The 14,742-nt window shown below is 50.2% G+C and carries 12 protein-coding genes; 10 read left to right on the top strand and 2 right to left on the bottom strand.

The features are described from left to right. Nucleotides 1-4 precede the first annotated feature (4 nt). Nucleotides 5-1,534 (top strand): alkyl hydroperoxide reductase subunit F, encoded by a 1,530-nt coding sequence (gene ahpF, locus M3661_RS01325; protein WP_251481548.1) that lies wholly within the window; start codon nt 5-7, stop codon nt 1,532-1,534. Between the two features lie 255 nt (nt 1,535-1,789). Then, nucleotides 1,790-3,016 (top strand): multidrug effflux MFS transporter, encoded by a 1,227-nt coding sequence (locus M3661_RS01320; RefSeq protein WP_397376480.1) that lies wholly within the window; start codon nt 1,790-1,792, stop codon nt 3,014-3,016. Between the two features lie 163 nt (nt 3,017-3,179). Here the strand turns inward: M3661_RS01320 and M3661_RS01315 are convergent, their stop codons facing one another. Then, complete coding sequence (locus M3661_RS01315) at nt 3,180-4,799, bottom strand: PTS sugar transporter (protein WP_251481544.1); 1,620 nt, start codon at nt 4,797-4,799, stop codon at nt 3,180-3,182. Between the two features lie 311 nt (nt 4,800-5,110). Further along, on the bottom strand, nt 5,111-5,653 hold the full coding sequence (locus M3661_RS01310; protein WP_065292351.1) for a cob(I)yrinic acid a,c-diamide adenosyltransferase: 543 nt from the start codon (nt 5,651-5,653) through the stop codon (nt 5,111-5,113). A gap of 150 nt (nt 5,654-5,803) precedes the next feature. Here M3661_RS01310 and M3661_RS01305 point away from each other — a divergent pair, with 150 nt between their 5' ends. The 8 genes from M3661_RS01305 to M3661_RS01270 all read left to right on the top strand — a co-directional run bounded on the left by M3661_RS01305 (nt 5,804) and on the right by M3661_RS01270 (nt 14,713). Then, nucleotides 5,804-8,563, top strand: coding sequence for a spore germination protein (locus M3661_RS01305; protein WP_251481541.1), 2,760 nt, complete (start codon nt 5,804-5,806; stop codon nt 8,561-8,563). Nucleotides 8,564-8,596: 33 nt separating this feature from the next. Then, nucleotides 8,597-9,802 carry a Ger(x)C family spore germination protein gene (locus tag M3661_RS01300; protein ID WP_251481538.1) on the top strand — a complete coding sequence of 402 codons (1,206 nt, stop codon included), beginning with the start codon at nt 8,597-8,599 and terminating at the stop codon, nt 9,800-9,802. Between the two features lie 5 nt (nt 9,803-9,807). Continuing rightward, nucleotides 9,808-10,026, top strand: a complete 219-nt coding sequence (locus M3661_RS01295; RefSeq protein WP_065291453.1) for a hypothetical protein — start codon at nt 9,808-9,810, stop codon at nt 10,024-10,026. A 55-nt stretch (nt 10,027-10,081) separates the two neighbouring features. Then, nucleotides 10,082-11,347, top strand: a complete 1,266-nt coding sequence (locus tag M3661_RS01290; protein WP_251481535.1) for a GerAB/ArcD/ProY family transporter — start codon at nt 10,082-10,084, stop codon at nt 11,345-11,347. A gap of 74 nt (nt 11,348-11,421) precedes the next feature. After that, nucleotides 11,422-12,873: a cardiolipin synthase gene (cls, locus tag M3661_RS01285; protein WP_065291455.1), complete on the top strand. Its 1,452-nt coding sequence runs from the start codon at nt 11,422-11,424 to the stop codon at nt 12,871-12,873. Between the two features lie 78 nt (nt 12,874-12,951). Next, the gene (locus M3661_RS01280) at nt 12,952-13,365 is read left to right on the top strand and encodes a BlaI/MecI/CopY family transcriptional regulator (protein ID WP_021257316.1); all 414 of its coding nucleotides are present in this window, start codon (nt 12,952-12,954) and stop codon (nt 13,363-13,365) included. Nucleotides 13,366-13,368: 3 nt separating this feature from the next. Further along, the gene (locus M3661_RS01275; protein WP_065291456.1) at nt 13,369-14,217 is read left to right on the top strand and encodes a M56 family metallopeptidase; all 849 of its coding nucleotides are present in this window, start codon (nt 13,369-13,371) and stop codon (nt 14,215-14,217) included. A 97-nt stretch (nt 14,218-14,314) separates the two neighbouring features. Next, nucleotides 14,315-14,713, top strand: a complete 399-nt coding sequence (locus tag M3661_RS01270) for a DoxX family protein (RefSeq protein ID WP_021257314.1) — start codon at nt 14,315-14,317, stop codon at nt 14,711-14,713. Nucleotides 14,714-14,742 lie beyond the last annotated feature (29 nt).

Below are 14,742 nucleotides of genomic sequence, written 5' to 3'. Positions count from 1 at the left end.
TACAATGGCATTAGATCAAGATATCAAAGCACAACTCGAACAATATCTCCAGCTTCTTGAGGGAGATATTGTTCTCAAGGTCAGCGCTGGCTCTGATGATGCGTCTTCGGAGATGCTGTCCTTGGTGGAGGAACTCGCTGGCATGTCGTCTCGGATTACTGTGGAGAAGATACAGTTGTCCCGCACTCCAAGCTTTAGTGTGAACCGTGTAGGTGAAGATACAGGCGTTACTTTTGCCGGTACTCCGCTCGGTCATGAGTTTACCTCTTTGGTATTGGCTTTGCTGCAAGTGAGCGGTAGAGCTCCTAAGGTAGAGCAGAGTGTGATTGATCAAATTAAAAGCATTCGCGGCGAATATAAGTTTGAAACTTATATCAGCCTGAGCTGCCATAACTGTCCGGATGTTGTGCAGGCGCTGAACTTGATGAGCATTCTTAACCCTGGCATTTCGCACACGATGATTGACGGTGCCGTATTCAAGGAAGAGGTAGAGAGCAAGGATGTTATGTCTGTCCCTAGCGTATACCTGAACGGCGAATTCTTCGGCGGCGGACGTATGACCGTTGAAGAAATTCTGGCTAAGCTCGGTACAGCTCCAGATGCATCCGAGTTCGATAATAAAGATCCATTCGATGTTCTTGTTATCGGCGGCGGGCCTTCCGGTGCGAGTGCGGCGATTTATGCAGCACGCAAAGGGATCCGCACGGGTATCGTTGCAGAGCGCTTCGGCGGTCAGGTCAATGATACGCTTGGCATTGAGAACTTCATCAGTGTGAAATACACGGAAGGTCCTCAGCTCGTAGCGAATATTGAAAATCAAGTGAAAGAGTACAATATCGATGTCATGAAGCTTCAGCGTGCAAAACGCTTGGAGAAGAAGGACCTTATCGAAATTGAACTCGAAAACGGTGCTGTACTGAAAAGTAAGACCGTAATCGTATCGACAGGTGCCCGTTGGCGGAACATCGGCGTCCCTGGTGAAGCAGAGTTCAAGAACAAAGGGGTAGCTTACTGTCCACACTGTGACGGGCCTCTGTTCACAGGCAAAGATGTTGCAGTCGTTGGCGGCGGGAACTCTGGTATTGAGGCCGCAATTGACCTTGCAGGTATTGTGAAACATGTGACGGTACTTGAGTTCGCTCCAGAACTGAAAGCCGACGCTGTATTGCAAGACCGCTTGTACAGCCTACCGAATGTAACGGTATTGAAGAACGTGCAAACGTCAGAAATTACCGGTACAGATAAGGTTGACGGCATCTCCTATATCGATCGCGCTACGGGGGAGACGAAGCATGTTGAGCTGCAAGGTGTATTCGTACAAATCGGTCTTGTGCCGAACACAGACTGGTTAGCTGATACCGTTGAGCGCACTCGCATGGGTGAAATCGTAGTAGACAGCCATGGTGCAACAAGCATACCTGGTGTATTTGCAGCCGGCGATTGCACGAATAGCCCATACAAGCAGATCATCATCTCGATGGGATCTGGTGCTACAGCAGCATTGGGTGCATTCGATTATCTCATTCGCAATTAATCGATATCATCATGAATAGATGCGCTTCTTGCCTCGTGGCAGGTCAAGCGAGCGGCGGCCCTCATTTCTTACATGAAGTGGGGGCTGTTGTTATTTGCCTATCAATACGGAACAGAGAGCTTTACAGGATTTAGGGTTGATTCGCTGTAATGTTGTAACTATAATGGTTACATGTATGTAGGTTGAAATTGACATATCTTGTATTGTTGGTTGCAGCCGTGATTACGATTGAAGAAAGGAATTGAAAAACCATCTATGAGTATACCTGTGCAACACAGTAATACGGCTTCAGCCATGTCTGCACCTACTCGGAAGCAGAGGCTGTCCATGGCCGTTATTCTTGGATCGATGACAGCGATTGGTCCGTTGTCGATTGATATGTATCTGCCTTCTTTGCCGATGTTGGCGAGTGACTTGCAGACGAGCACTTCCTTCGCGCAATTGAGCTTAACTGCCTGTCTCATGGGCTTAGCTCTTGGTCAGTTGATGCTGGGACCTCTCAGTGACGCAAGAGGGCGCCGGAAGCCGCTGATCCTCTCACTCGCCATTTACGTGATAGCTTCTGTTCTATGTGCTGTTGTTCCGTCCATAGGGGGCCTGATTGCCCTCCGCTTCATTCAGGGCATGGCTGGGTCTGGAGGCATTGTCATTGCCCGTGCCATGGTGCGCGACATGTATTCGGGCAGTGAACTGACGAAGTTCTTCTCCCTGCTCATGCTTATTAACGGGTTGGCTCCAATATTAGCGCCAATTGCTGGAGGGCAGCTGCTTAAGTTTACGACTTGGCATGGGGTGTTTATCGTGCTCGGCTTGCTCGGTCTGCTTATGATGATCGCCGCATGGTTCGGTTTGCCGGAGACACTTCAGCCTGAGCGCCGTTCTACCGGCGGTCTGCGCACGACGATGGCAACCTTCCATACACTGCTGTCTGATCGTGAATTCATGGGATATGCCTGCACACAAGGCTTCGTTTTCGCTGCGATGTTCGGTTATATATCGGGATCACCCTTTGTGCTGCAGGAAATTTACGGCGCATCCCCGCAAGCATACAGCCTGTTTTTTGCACTCAATGGCCTTGGGCTCATCATTGCGACACAAATTACGGGCCGCTTGGCGTCTCGCTTCCATGAGAAGCGGCTCTTCATTGCAGGAATTGTTCAAACCGTTAGCGGTGGTTTGCTGCTCTTAGCTGCGATACTGCTGCAGGCACCGTTAATTGCAGTTGTCATCGCCCTGTTCATTGTTGTATCGAGTACAGGGGTGGTCAATACGGCAGGCTTCTCTCTAGCGATGCAGGGCCAAGGGGAGAGAGCGGGCAGCGCATCGGCTATGCTGGGCTTGATGTCCTTCATTGCAGGCTCGCTTGCTGCTCCGCTTGTCGGCATTGCCGGCAGCCATACAGCCGTTCCGATGGGTGTTGTTATTGCATGCTGCGGACTTGGCGCGGTACTGAGCTACTTGTTCATGATTCGCAAGCGGTAACGTCATAGACTTGTATCTTGTGCACAGTTGAACTCATATCATGTAATTTTTATTTATATGTATGTCCACATACAGAAGCGCTGGAGCAAGCGGAATGGTTCGCGAAGTCTCCAGCGCTTTTTAGTTTGGTGATGGGTTGAAGGTTGTGATATGAATGCTTGGCTTATCCGGCAAGATTGTCGGTATGTACCTCTTGCTTGGTCACATGCTCAAGCCGCTTGGATCTGCGTGACAGTTGGTTGACGGTCAATGTAATCATGAAGGCAGATAAGAGGCTCCCGACCATCGCAACGATGAATCCAGTCATGTTATTGGATAACAGAGGCGCCATGAACGAAGGAACGTATGCGGTGCCTTGTACTTCGAACATTCCGACCAATAAGCCGCCCAGCCCTGCGGATACGATAGCACCGCCGAAGATGAATTTGTTCGAGAACATGAAGGGATACGCTGCTTCTACGAATGTGCCGAACCCGATATTAATCAGAAAGCCAGGTACGGCGACGGCTGCTTCTCCCTTATCGCGAGGGGCAATTATATTCGCTAACGTGATACCGGCAGACACCATGACAAGTCCAGCCATGTCTACAGCTCCAAGGAAGCTATTACCGGTCCGCTCCATTTCGAGCAGGACAATGGGCAGGATGGCTGCATGATATACACCGCCTAGAATGGCAGGCCATATGAGCAGTCCAGCGAGCAGTCCGGCTAGTATTGAGCTTGTAGATACAGCTGCTTCCAGCAGCCAGCGAATACCTTCACCGGCTTGCAGGGCGATTGGAGCAATCATGAAATAGACAATAAGCCCAGAAATTAAGCCGGAGAGTCCGCCGGCGACAATGTTGACAGTTGTAGCAGGGAAGCGCCACTGCACACATTTACGAAAGAGGGCGTGCCCGAGCAGTCCAGCCCCAATTCCCCCAATGATTCCTCCAATAATGCCGCCCTCGACAGACATGACTCCAGCGATGATACCTGAGACGATGGATACCTCATCAAGATCCGAGATTTGCTTCGCTGCAATAGCTGCCAGTATGACAGGGAGCGCCTTGATCATAATGTCGAATATCTCGCTAAGTCCGGCCAGTGCAGGGATTTTACTTAAGGCAAGCAGCAGTGCCATCGCAATAAAGCCGGGCAGAGAGGCGAGCATAATGCCGCGTATGCTAATGCGTCTCCAGGGCGAGCCTTCTCCAGTTCTGCCAGATGTGGCATCAGCAGTTGCGCCGATAATTGGCCGATAGGTCAATCCCCAATGCTGACATAGTGTGGTCACGAACGTGACTGCTCTTGTACGATTCGTCGTTCCGGTCGTGCCAGACACGGCCAGCACATTCGCTCCCTTGGCACTGGTGAGAGCCATGGACGTGCCGCCAGTTCCTGTGATCGGCAGATTCATATCTATCGCTGCTTCCACGGCATATGCGTTGGTGCGGGTAGGATCTGCACTCATCATAATGAGTGCGCCAATACGACCCTGGCGAATCTGCGCCGCAATATCTTGATCCAATTGCGTGGCAACCTGATTGATCTCATCTAGTGATCCTTCTGCAAGTCGCTTCGGAGTCTGGAGCGACTCATCCCAGCCATACAGGGCAGCCTGCGTAGAGCCTTTGGCGTTGTCCATTGATGCGTCTGCGCCAACGAACTGAATCGCCCCACAGCCAATCCCAGCACTCTCCAATTGGATGACAAGTTCCTGAAGCAGCTTAAGGGGGTCTTTGCCTCCTAAGTTGTATAGGTTGCCTCCGCTGCTTCCGATGATTGCGATAGTTTTTCCCATAAACGATCCTCCTGTCTGCGATGGAAAGAAGCTGTTTCATCTTTTTTTTCTATATTATAGTAAAGTGGTAAAAGGTTGAAGTAACAATCTATATGGTATGGAAAAAAGAGGGATAATTACCCTCATTTCAATAAAAAAATAGGCAAATTGTGCAATGAGGAATGATGGAAAGTAAGTCAGGGTCATCGGAGTGTTGCCGCGGTTTGCTAAGAGGGACGCAGGTAATAGAATAAGGCTGCTTGTCTCCAGGTAGAGATCGTAGGGACATGCAGCCTTGATGAAGGGAATAATCGAGAGATAGATAGAATGAATTAAAATTCAAGTCCCAGCACGGCAGGAATGCCTTCTTCGTAGTAATGCTTCACGGGCTGAATTTCCGATACGAGATCTGCAATTTCCATGATTTCCGGACAAGCTGAACGTCCTGTTATCACGATATTCAGATGCTCGCGACGATTTTTAATCACTTCGACGACCTCAGCCCTTGGCAGAACATCATCAATCGGGAAGCTTGTAATTGCAAGTGCGTTGTTCAATTCATCCAGTACGATGAGATCATAATCACCAGACTGGATCTCCTGCTTCGCAATCGCCCATGCCTGCTTGAATGCTTCACGATGCTCCTCCGGTGTCTTCAGCCAAGTAAATCCGATCCCCAGCTGTCTTACTTCAACACCCAGCTTCTCCAGCGAAGCCTGTTCTCCGTAAGAGCGCTTGGGACTCTTGATGAACTGGAGCATCAGTACCTTGAAGCCATGTCCAACCGCTCTGACGCATAGCCCGACTGCTGCTGTCGTCTTCCCTTTGCCATCACCTGTATATACGAGCGTCATTCCTCTGGTTCGTGTCGCCATGTTGGCTGTCCCTCCTGTATGAGCCGGCATGCATCTTTCCAGCGTGCTGGCATAATCTTGGTAGCATATATTACTCCCATAGTATCACTGAGGGGAAGGCCTGTCGACTAAGGGGGCGGGTATGAATCGACTGGCGGTTTAACTGGCTGAATGCACGGCAATACTGGAAAGCAGAATCTATGGCTGTCGGCGGAAGGCCAGCAGCACAAAAAGCAGGCATGCGATCAACTGCAGAAGCGAGGAAGGACGTCTATGGATCAGCTGCAAGCAAGCTTACAACGCAATCTGGATTATATTCGGACGAAGCTCGGCAATAGCTCTGATATTGTGATTCGTGAATTGCGAGTTGGGGGCAAGGGCGAGCAAAGAATCGCATTAGTATATACGGATGGACTAGCCGACCAGGCGATTATAACTGATTTTATGATGGAGTCGCTCTTGAACGATAGTCAAATATTGCAAGGTGATAATTCCACACAGCAAGCAGATTCAGCTGCATCACAAGGTGCCATGGCCACGAACAGTAGGCCGGATCAGCTGGGAGGCTCGGGCGGATCTGCATGGTCTGTATCTGCACCTTCTACCGCCTCCTCGAACGGAGATCAATTAAGTTCCCAATTTAACTTACAACAAAGCTCGCAACAAGGCCCGCAACAAGGCACGCAACAGAGCCCGCAACAAGGCTCGCTACAAGGCCCGCAACAGAGCTCGCACCAGAGTTCGCAACAAAGCTGGCAACAAGGCCCGCAACAAGGCCCGCAACAGAGCCCGCAACAAGGCTCGCAGCAAGGCATGCAGCAAGGCCCGCAACAAAGCTGGCAACAGGGCGCGCAGCAAGGCCCGCAACAAGGTTCGCACCAGAGCTCGCAACAAAGCTCGCAGCAAGGCCCGCAACAAAGCTGGCAACAAGGCTCGCTACAAAGCTCGCAGCAAGGCCCGCAACAAGGCACGCAACAGAGCTCGCACCAGAGTTCGCAACAAAGCTGGCAACAAGGCCCGCAACAAGGCACGCAACAGAGCCCGCAACAAGGCTCGCAGCAAGGCATGCAGCAAGGCCCGCAACAAAGCTGGCAACAGGGCGCGCAGCAAGGCCCGCAACAAGGCTCGCACCAGAGCTCGCAACAAAGCTCGCAGCAAGGCCCGCAACAAAGCTGGCAACAAGGCTCGCTACAAGGCTCGCAGCAAGGCATGCAGCAAGGCCCGCAACAAAGCTGGCAACAGGGCCCGCAACAAGGCCCGCAACAAGGTTCGCACCAGAGCTCGCAACAAAGCTCGCAGCAAGGCGGCACGCAACAAAGCTGGCAACAGGGCGCGCAGCAAGGCCCGCAACAAGGTTCGCACCAGAGCTCGCAACAAAGCTCGCAGCAAGGCTCGCACCAGAGCCCGCAACAAGGCTCGCAGCAAGGCCCGCAACAAGGCCCGCAACAAGGCCCGCAACAGAGCCCGCAACAAGGCTCGCTACAAGGCCCGCACCAGAGCCCGCAACAAGGCTCGCAACAGGGCGCGCAGCAAGGCGCGCAACAAGGCATGCAGCAAGGCCCGCAACAAAGCTGGCAACAGGGCTCACACCAAGGTGCGCAACAAAGCTCGCAATCAGGCTCACAGCCTGGGACGGGTGGGTCTACAGATATGATTAAGCTATTGCAAGAGCGAGTGCTTGCAGTAGGGGATATTCAGTCTGTAGCCTGCTTCGAGGATGTATTCCAAGAGGTGTTGTCCGGTAATACGGTACTGCTCTTAGATGGCTATACGACGGGGTTGTCAGCCAGCACACAGGGATGGAAGGATCGCGGTGTAGTAGAGGCAACAACAGAACCATCTGTTCGAGGTTCTCGTGAGGCGTTCTCTGAGACACTACGAACGAATACATCACTGGTTCGGAGAAGGATCAAGCATCAGGATTTACGCGTGGAGACGAAGTCGTTCGGTCGTCTCACACAAACGAATGTCGCAATTATGTTCATTCAAGGGATCGCCAATGACAAGGTCGTACAAGAGGTACGAGACCGTATGGCTCGAATCGATATTGACGGCATTCTGGAGAGTGGATACATCGAAGAATTGATTCAGGATAAGACGTTTACTCCCTTCCCGACGGTATACAATACAGAACGTCCAGATGTCATTGCAGCAGAGCTGCTGGAAGGGAAGATTGCGATTCTCGTAGATGGCACACCGTCCGTACTTGTAGTTCCTGCGCTATTCGTATCTTTCCTCCATGCGGCTGAGGATTACTTCTTTCGTTCAGATATTAGCAGTCTAGTTCGTATCCTTCGCTATATCGGTATCTTCATCGCACTGTTAGGGCCATCACTATATGTTGCAATTACGACATTCCACCAGGAGATGCTTCCAACGCAGCTGCTGATCAGCTTGGCGGCACAGCGGGAAGGGATCCCTTTCCCTGCTGTCATCGAGGCGATTATGATGGAGATTCTATTCGAGCTGCTTCGGGAAGCAGGAATCCGAATGCCAAGAATGATTGGGCCAGCAGTGTCAGTTGTGGGAACGCTCGTCATTGGACAAGCTGCGGTCGATGCGGGTATCGTCTCTGCTGCGATGGTCATCGTTGTGTCGACGACGGCGATTTGCAGCTTCGTATTTCCAGCATACAGCATGTCGAATGCGTTCCGGATGCTGCGTTTTCCACTCATGCTGCTCGCTGCATCTTTTGGGTTGTTCGGGGTCTGCATCGGACTGATCGCCATTGTGCTCCACTTGTGCAGCCTGCGCTCTTTTGGCGTCCCTTATATGAGTCCGCTGGCACCTATCATTATCAAAGATCAGAAAGATACGATCTTTCGGTTGCCGCAGTGGGCAATGCGGACAAGACCAAGCTATATGAGTCCGAACAATAAGAATCGGCAGCAGCCTCCGGCACAAGCTAAGCCCAAGCCGCCAACAAAATAACAACATCATCAAGTAAAAAAGGGGGCGACAGTCATGAAGCGGAGATCCGCTCTCATCAGCTGCCTGCTGCTTCTGCTGCTTGGTCTGCTCGTCTCCGGCTGTTGGAATCGGCGTGAGATGAATGATTTGGCCATAGCGGTAGGGATGGGAATTGATAGAGCAGACAATGGGCAGTATGAGGTATTTGTGCAGGTTGTCGATCCCAGCGAGGTATCGGCACGCAAACCGAGCGGCAACAGGGCTCCTGTAACGCTCTATAGTGCAAAAGGAAATACGGTGTTCCAAGCGATACGACGCATGACCACGATTACACCTCGCAAGGTGTATTTCTCGCATCTGCGAATTTTTGTTTTTGGAGAGGAGATGGCGCGTGAGGGCATCAGCAAGCCGCTTGATTTCCTATCACGTGATCAAGAGCTGCGTACTGATTTTTATCTCGTAGTTGCTAAGGGAACTACGGCAAGAGATATTTTGAATTTCAATACACCGCTCGATAAAATACCTGCTAATAAAATGTATAAGTCGCTAGAGGTGTCGGATAAGACCTGGGCACCGACGGTTGGTGTTCGGCTGGATGATTTGATAACGAATATAACCAGTTACGGGAAGGAAGCAGTGCTGACAGGGATATTGATTCAGGGGGATAGTGAGGCGGGAAAGAAGAAGGAGAACGTGGAGCTGATCGAGACCCAGGCGCTATTAAAGTATTCAGGCATAGCTATCTTCAAGGGAGACAAGCTCGTGGGGTGGATGAATGAGGCGGAGAGCAAGGGATACAGCAACCTGACCGATAATTTGGAGAACACCTACGTTCAAATTCCCTGCAAGTCTGGGGGGAAGGCGGGGGTGGAGGTCATTCATTCCAAGACCAAGGTGAAGGCAAAGGTTACGAATAATCGACCAGAAATCAACGTCTTCATACGAACAGAGGCTAATGTTGCGGATGTTGAATGCGAAATGGATACTAGCCAGCAGTCTACCTTACATCAATTGGAGCAGGCGGCAGAACAAGTGATGATTAGCCATTCAACCAAATCACTGCAGCGAGCGCAGGCAGTAGGTGCAGATATATTTGGATTCGGCGAAGCTGTCCACCGGGCCTATCCAGGCTACTGGAATCAGCATAAGGAGCGGTGGGAGGAATTGTTCAAGGAGCTCCCAGTCAAAATCCAAGTGGATCTGAAAATTGTACGGACAGGGACAATTGGCAACTCATTCTTACGTGACGTGAAGGAGTAGGAGAGATGTGGATCAGTATTGGCTCAATTGTAATCGCGGCGATCACCTTCCTGTCTGAATCCTCTCGTATGAAGCGGCAGCAATTATCCAAGGAACGCTGGGTGCTGCTGATCATGCTGCTCATCGCTGCCGGGTTTGGTATAATCCTCGGGATGAAATTGAGGATACCGAATCCTATGGATTGGATCATGATGATGTTTAAGCCTTTGAGGCGATTCCTGTAGTAAAGAACGACAAGCTAGCTAGTGAGATGCTGCATCAAGGGAGGTGATAGGGCGGATGAAGGATCAATCTATCATAAGTATTCGTCAGCTGACAATCTTGACGGCACTATTTATTATCGGAAGCGCGATCTTGATTATCCCATCGAGCCTAGCGGAAGAAGTCCGGCAGGATGGGTGGCTGTCCGCTCTATTATCCCTAGGGCTCGGCCTGCTCGTCATCCCCCTGTACTCCGCCCTATGCCGAAGATACCCGGGACAATCGATAGCAGGATATTGTGAGTTGATTCTTGGCAAGGTGCTCGGCAAGGCAGCTTCGCTTTGCTTCATTATCGGATTTGCACTTACTACAGCGGCGCTTACCCTGCGGGATATCGGCGATTTCATAACGATGCAGATTATGCCGGAGACACCGGCTGTGGCGACTCATATTGTTTTTATGTTCATCATCATTTTCGGTGCCTATCTTGGAATCGAAGTGTTTGCGCGAGGAGCTGAAATATTTTTCCCGTGGGTGCTGCTTCTATTTATTTGCTTTATTTTGTTTGTAATGCCGCAAGTTGAAGTGAAGCAGCTCCTGCCGGTTCTTGAACGTGGATTTGTGCCGATCATTCGCGGGGGATTGACCTTCTTCAGCTTCCCTTTCCTCGACATGGCAATCTTGCTGCTGATTCTTCCTTCAGTTAAGAACCAAGGCAAAGTGGCAAATGCTTTGCTGTGGGGATGCATAATTGGCGGGGCGTTCCTGATCATTACAACGTTATTGTCTATATTGACCCTTGGAGCCGATAGTACGGCACGGCATATGTATCCGACCTATGCGCTGGCCAAAAAAATCAGCATCGGTAATTTTTTGGAGCGGATCGAGGCGGTGATGGCGGTCATTTGGTTTTTGACGACCTACTTCCGAATGGCGCTGCTTCTGTATGCGACCGCGGTAGGCCTCGCCCAATCCTTGAAGCTAGCTGAACACCGCTTCCTCATCATTCCGCTAGGGATGATCACGGTCAGTTGGTCGATCTTATTCATCCCGAATTCGTCCTATCTTAGCAAGCTGCTCGATCATTGGGCGACCTATGCGCTTCTGCCCGGGCTTGTCCTGCCCTTGCTCCTGCTGTTAGTTGATATGTACCGATCCAACGCTCAGGCGAAGACACAGCAAGAAGAGAGTGCTCCTCAGAATGAATCATGCAAAGAGCAAGGGACTGCGATAGAAAATGGATCCACCTCCATGGATAAAGGAGGCGGAAGTGAAGTGCCCATGGATGATGATCCAGCTGCTCTTCGGCCAAGCAGTGGACGAACATCTCCTCCTGAACGCTAAGTACATGAATGACTGAGCATGCACCTCTCTCATGGTACAATGGAGTCATCTTAAGGAACAGGAGCGGCTTATCTATGTGGACACATCTATTGGAGCTGGCGGCGATATGGATACCGATTATTAATTTGCTATTTGCGGCAATCGTTATTTTTCTAGAGAGACGCAATGTAGGGGGAACGTGGGCATGGTTAATGCTTCTCTTGCTGCTCCCATTCATCGGATTCCTATTCTATATTTTGTTCGGTCAGAATCTGGCTCGACGGAGGGTCTATCGAATCAAGCCTCGGAATGAACGTCTTGTTCGAGATGAAATTGCAGCTCAAGTGCGGCGAATTCGGGAGGGAACCTTCGAATATCAGGATGATGGCGTGAAGTACTATGAGCCGCTTATTTATATGAACTTGGTAAGCAGCTACTCTCCCTTAACACAGGACAACAAGGTGAATGTCATTGCAGACGGGGACGAGATGATGGATCGGCTAGTTGACCGAATTCAGAATGCTGAAGATCATGTCCATTTGCTGTATTACAAGCTTGCTGGGGATTCGACCGGACGCAGAATCATTGACGCGTTGACGGAGCGCGCTGCGAATGGTGTCGAGGTAAGGCTGCTGTATGACGATATTGGATCGCCTGCCTTGAAGGATAGGGATCTTGCAGCTCTGCGTGAAGCAGGCGGAGAAGTATTCCGCTTCTTCCCATCGCGGATCCCGTATCTTAATTTGCGTGTCAACTATCGCAATCACCGAAAAATCGCGGTTATGGATGGCAAAGTTGGGTTTGTTGGCGGATTTAATATCGGTGATGAGTACGTCGGACTCGATCCGAAGATTGGACATTGGCGTGATACTCATCTTGAGCTGCAAGGAGGGGCTGTTCATCGCCTTCAGGGCCAGTTCTTGCTTGATTGGTCCATCGCGTCTGAACAGTATCTGGCCTTTAATGAAAGATACTTTCCAACACCAGTTCATACAGGGAATACGGCCGTTCAAATTGTATCCAGCGGTCCGGACTCCGATAAGCAGCAAATTCGTAATGCATTGCTTAAGCTCATATTCGAAGCCAAGGATCGCATCTATGTACAGACACCGTATCTTGTGCCGGATGATAGTGTGCTCATCGCGTTAAAGGTTGCCGTACAATCTGGGGTTGATGTACGCATCATGATTCCGAAGAAGGGAGACAGTCAGTTGGTGCAATGGGCATCAAATGCGTATCTTGGTGAATTGCTTCGTGCTGGTGCCAAGTGCTATTGGTATGAGAAGGGCTTCCTGCATGCCAAGACGATGGTTGTAGATGGATGGGCTGCTACGGTTGGTACGGCGAATCTGGATCATCGCAGCTTCAGCCTGAACTTCGAAGTTAATGCCTTCCTCTATGACAAAGCGGTAGCGGGAGAGCTCGACAAGTTGTTCGAGCAGGATATGAAGGAGTCTATCGCGTTAAATTGGAATACGTACCAGAAGCGGTCAATTCGTCACCGATTTGTAGAATCCATCGCACGATTGGTGTCGCCAATTTTATAAATTTCTAATGCCTAATTATGGACATACTTGACATAGGTTTGCGATCACACTACAATTTGTAGTGGGAGGAATTCCACGATGAAAATTCATAACTTCAAATTCCACGAGAGTGGATTGAACCGGTTCTTCGGGCCGCTGGAGGCCAAGGTTATGTCTGTCCTGTGGGAAGGTTCTGAAATGACGATTAAGGACGTGCAGAAGAAGCTTGAGGCAGAGAAGTGCGTCAACTTCAACACCGTCATGACGGTCATGAACCGACTCGTGGATAAGGGAGTCCTGGTCAAGCGCACGGAGGGGCGTTCTTCCTTATTCCGCCCAGTATTGTGTCGGGATGCCTTCCTCGATACGCAGTCCAAGGAATTAACGCATGAGCTGATGGATGAATTCGGTCCGCTTGTCGTGAATCACATGCTGGATGCCTTGGAGGATGTAGATGAGGGGCTGCTGGACAAATTGGAACAAAAAATCAAGCAATTGAAAAAGGATAAATAGACAATGTGGAAAAATCGATCTACGTTCATTTTCAGTTCGATGCTTCTAATTGCAGCCGTGTTGTTCTGTCAAATGGTACTATATGCGATGAAGGTGCTTGCCGGATGGGAACTGCACTTCAATCTCGTCGAGGCGTGCTCCACGCTCATGCAGAACTACGGATTGTCCAAGTTCGTGTACGTGCTTGATGCCTATGTGTTCTGTACGCTTATTAGCGTACTGATCCTGTTCATCCGGCAGATGTGGCTGTCTCGCAAAGCATACTGGAAGCTGCATGCGTATCGCAGTCAGGAGCTGACGCTTCAGATGAATAGTCGGTTCTATGAAGGCAAGCAGCGAATGATGATTGTCGAGCATGCTTCCCCGATCGCGTTCACGATGGGGCTATGGTTGCCAATCGTGGTCGTATCGACCGGCTTAATGGAACTGCTTGATGATGATGAGCTGGAAGCAGTTGTCCATCATGAGGCTTTCCATCAGATGCACCGAGATCCATTGCGGATGTTCATTCTGTCTCTTCTCGCTTCGGTCATGTGGTACATGCCAATTATGAGATGGTCGAAGCAGCAGTATAACATCATCCGTGAAGTGCTGGCTGATCATTACGCCATTGGACGTCTCGGAACATCGGCACACTTAGGAAGCGCACTGCTCAAGATGTTGAAGCAAGGCAAGGCGCCGCGCATGCCATTTGCGTATGTCTCATTCGCAGATACATCGATTAATTACCGGATTCGTCAGCTGTTGGAGCCAGATACAGATATTCCAATGAAGCTGCCGTTTACGCGGGCTATTGTGTCACTGCAAGTATTGCTTGCATTATGTTTATTGTTCTTTGCTGCTATGCCATAATTTTTTTTAGAGTTTTACACTACAATGTGTAGTTTTAATTGAAGGTTTATGAATCAACAATACTAACACATATTATGATAATAGGAGGCGTTTTATTATGTCAGTAAATCAAGGATTAGGTACATTGTTCATCAGGCTTGCGCTAGGGATTATTTTCTTCATTCACGGCCTAGAGAAGTTCCAAGGGGGTCTCGACAATACAGCAGGCTTCTTCGAAAGTCTGGGTATTCCGGGATTCATGGGATACGTTGTCGCGGCTGTTGAATTGATTGGAGGCCTTCTGCTCATCGTTGGTCTGGGTACAAGATGGATTGGGGCGGCGTTTACCGTCATTATGCTTATGGCTATCTTCACGGTGAAGCTGCAAATGGGCTTCGTAGGCGGCTATGAATTGGATATTGCGCTTGCAGCCATGTCGTTGTACTTAGTAGTAAGCGGAGGGGCGGACTACTCGCTTGACCGCGTATTGTTCCGTCGCAGCAAGGCAGCTCAATAAGACCGAAATAAGAAGCATTTTCTCATCGA

The organism is Paenibacillus sp. MER 180 (genome assembly GCF_023713665.1).
Lineage (GTDB): Bacteria > Bacillota > Bacilli > Paenibacillales > Paenibacillaceae > Paenibacillus_B > Paenibacillus_B suaedae.
Note: the sequence above shows the minus strand (reverse complement) of the source record. Positions and strands in the feature narration are given on the sequence as shown.

Excerpts from the sequence above, each read along its gene's own strand:
- M3661_RS01315 (WP_251481544.1), bottom strand. The coding sequence starts at position 4,799 with ATGGGAAAAACTATCGCAATCATCGGAAGCAGCGGAGGCAACCTATAC.
- M3661_RS01295 (WP_065291453.1), top strand. The coding sequence starts at position 9,808 with ATGTGGATCAGTATTGGCTCAATTGTAATCGCGGCGATCACCTTCCTG.
- ahpF (WP_251481548.1), top strand. The coding sequence starts at position 5 with ATGGCATTAGATCAAGATATCAAAGCACAACTCGAACAATATCTCCAG.
- M3661_RS01290 (WP_251481535.1), top strand. The coding sequence starts at position 10,082 with ATGAAGGATCAATCTATCATAAGTATTCGTCAGCTGACAATCTTGACG.
- M3661_RS01275 (WP_065291456.1), top strand. The coding sequence starts at position 13,369 with ATGTGGAAAAATCGATCTACGTTCATTTTCAGTTCGATGCTTCTAATT.
- M3661_RS01310 (WP_065292351.1), bottom strand. The coding sequence starts at position 5,653 with ATGGCGACACGAACCAGAGGAATGACGCTCGTATATACAGGTGATGGC.
- M3661_RS01280 (WP_021257316.1), top strand. The coding sequence starts at position 12,952 with ATGAAAATTCATAACTTCAAATTCCACGAGAGTGGATTGAACCGGTTC.
- M3661_RS01305 (WP_251481541.1), top strand. The coding sequence starts at position 5,804 with ATGCACGGCAATACTGGAAAGCAGAATCTATGGCTGTCGGCGGAAGGC.
- cls (WP_065291455.1), top strand. The coding sequence starts at position 11,422 with ATGTGGACACATCTATTGGAGCTGGCGGCGATATGGATACCGATTATT.
- M3661_RS01320 (WP_397376480.1), top strand. The coding sequence starts at position 1,790 with ATGAGTATACCTGTGCAACACAGTAATACGGCTTCAGCCATGTCTGCA.
- M3661_RS01270 (WP_021257314.1), top strand. The coding sequence starts at position 14,315 with ATGTCAGTAAATCAAGGATTAGGTACATTGTTCATCAGGCTTGCGCTA.
- M3661_RS01300 (WP_251481538.1), top strand. The coding sequence starts at position 8,597 with ATGAAGCGGAGATCCGCTCTCATCAGCTGCCTGCTGCTTCTGCTGCTT.